General features: G+C 62.8%; 2 protein-coding genes. Both read right to left on the reverse strand.

Going from position 1 to position 2,354, the window contains the following annotated elements; all coding sequences use genetic code 11:
- Positions 1-308: twin-arginine translocation signal domain-containing protein (locus KDL09_RS09705; RefSeq protein WP_294384291.1), on the reverse strand; the 308-nt coding region annotated here is incomplete at its 3' end.
- A gap of 59 nt (positions 309-367) precedes the next feature.
- A partial coding sequence (locus KDL09_RS09710; protein ID WP_294384292.1) for a vWA domain-containing protein occupies positions 368-2,354 on the reverse strand: 1,987 nt, incomplete at its 5' end.

A 2,354-nucleotide genomic window follows, 5' to 3' on the forward strand; every position in this document is an offset into this window, starting at 1 on the left:
ACCGTCACTGCGTCAAAACCGTCGCCCAAGGTGCGGAACATCTCGCGGTAATCGCTGAAGTGCTTCACACCCGGATGCGCCTCATCCGCCTTGTCGAAACGGTTCGAGTCCACGTCGCAGAAGCCGACGAACTTCACTGCCGGGTGCGTTCCCACGTTCTTCAAATCGCTGAAGCCCATCCCGTTCACGCCGACGCAGGCCACCTGCAGCTTGCTGTTCAGGTTTTGACCGCGGACGAAAGCCGGAAAGGCGACGGCGGCGGAAGCAAGCGTGGAGTTCTTCAGAAAGGAGCGGCGTGAGTTGGGCATGATGATCGTCGGTTGAAGGGTGTGCTTCAAACCTACGTCGCCACGAGGCCGGATTTGCATCAACGTTTTTTCGCCCTTCGAAAACGGTTTTGCCGCTCGGCTTCGGTGACGGGCGCAGTCTTTGGCTCTGGCGTCGAGGCGATCGCCGCCTTGGGCTCCGTGTTGGCCGGCGCAGTTTGCAAACGTTCCCGATGTTGCACCGCCTCTTTCGGTGGTTTGGCCGCAAGCGGACGTGCTTTCGGCTCGGTGCGTGCCAGTTGTGGCAGCTTCCAGCCGGTGCGGGTCACGAAGGCTTCAAACAACACGAGCAGTAACGTGAGAATGAACAGCCACACGCTGAGATCGGTAAATCGCGAAATCGTCGGACTGCGCCACGCCTGGCTCATCTCCAGCAGCTCACGTCCGCCGCTCGCGAGCGAAACGCGCCGCAGCTCCTCCACGCGCTCCTCGTCAAATGCCCACTCTGTGCTCGTGCCGACGATCGCCGGACCGAAGGCGATCGCCTGTCCTCCGACCTGCACCGCGCCACGCACCATCTCGCCTTCAGGCAGCTCCGTGCTGGCCTGGAAATGCCCTGGCGCGACGCGTTCCCATGCGAGCTCATGTTGCGACTCCGCACGCAGACCATGCGCCAGCACCACCCGCGGGGCCTTGGCGCGCAGCTTAGGTTCCCATTCCTCGTCGTAGAGCAAATCCAGCGTGAGCGTGTTGCCATCGATGCGATGCCGCACGCCGATCCCCGGCGGCAAGGCCTCGCCCATCAACCAGCGCACCTGCGTCTGGAGAAAGTCGCCATACTTCGGCCATGCTCGCACTCGCTGCGAGTGCCCCCCGCCGAGTGGAAAACTCACCGCCGCCGTGCGTCCCGTGCCACGCGGTCCGAAGGCGACGAGCGGCGCAGCGTATTCATCCTGCGTGATCAGCCCCTGGCTGGCCCATTCGCGCAGATAGCTGAGATTGAAACCATCGACCTCCTTCGGCCACTCCATCACTTGGTTGCTGATCTCAAACCAGCCGCCTGCCGCCTTGGCGGACACCGCTTCGGCGATGAACGCGCTCCGCGCCACGGCCACCGTCTCCTGGCTGAAGATGCTCGGCAGTTCCTCAGCCTTGTCCGTGTAGAAGATGCGCCCTTTGCCGCGCTTGGCGATGTCATCGAGGATCCATGCATCCACATCACGCCGAGTGCCGAGCGCAATCACACTGACCGTGCCGCTGTTTTTGAGGATCTCGTCGATGAGGTTCTGATAGTCGCCCGGTTGCTCCGAATCCGCCGCGTCGGAGAAGAGGATGATGTGCCGCTGGCCCACCGGCGCGTTTTTGAGCTGGTCCCACGCTGCTTTCAGCCCGTTGTAAACGTAGATGCCGCCACCCGTGCTTTCGATGCGGCGCACGGCGCTCTCCATCTTGTCGCGGTTCGGTCCCACCGGCTGCAGCGGCACCATTTCATGCGCTTCGCTGTCCACGGCGAAAACGGTCAGCAAGTCTTGCGGCCCGAGAAAGCGGATCGCGTTTGCCGCGCCCTCGTCCGCGAGCTGCATCTTCGTGAAGCCGTTCTGCACCGTCATGCCCATCGACCCGCTGCGGTCCATCACGATCGCCATCGCGACGACGAGCTTGCGGTGCTCCTGCTTCAACTCCATCGACACCGGCAGCAGCGGATCGAGGGGAGACTCGAAGTAGCCACCCGCGGCGAAGCTCTTCTTGCCACCGGCCATCAACACACTGCCGCCCTGCTCGCGCACGTAAAAGTCCATCGCAGGCAGAAAGTCGGACGGCAGCTCAAACGCGGGCACGTTGTTGAAGATGACACACTTCGCCCCCGCAATCTGACCCGGACGCAGCGAACGCAGCTCCGTGACGGTCTCGACCGTGAATCCCTGTCGTTGCAGCGTCTCCGCCACGGGATCATTCGTGTAATTCGTCAGCAGCAGCACTCGCGGACCACCGGCGATCTCGATCATCGCCTCATGACGGTTGTTGCCCGAGTGCGCGTCTTTCGCCGGTTGAATGATCGCCTCGTAATGCGCCACGCCGGCCGTTGAA

The organism is Prosthecobacter sp. (genome assembly GCF_020439865.1).
Classification (GTDB): Bacteria; Verrucomicrobiota; Verrucomicrobiia; order Verrucomicrobiales; family Verrucomicrobiaceae; genus Prosthecobacter.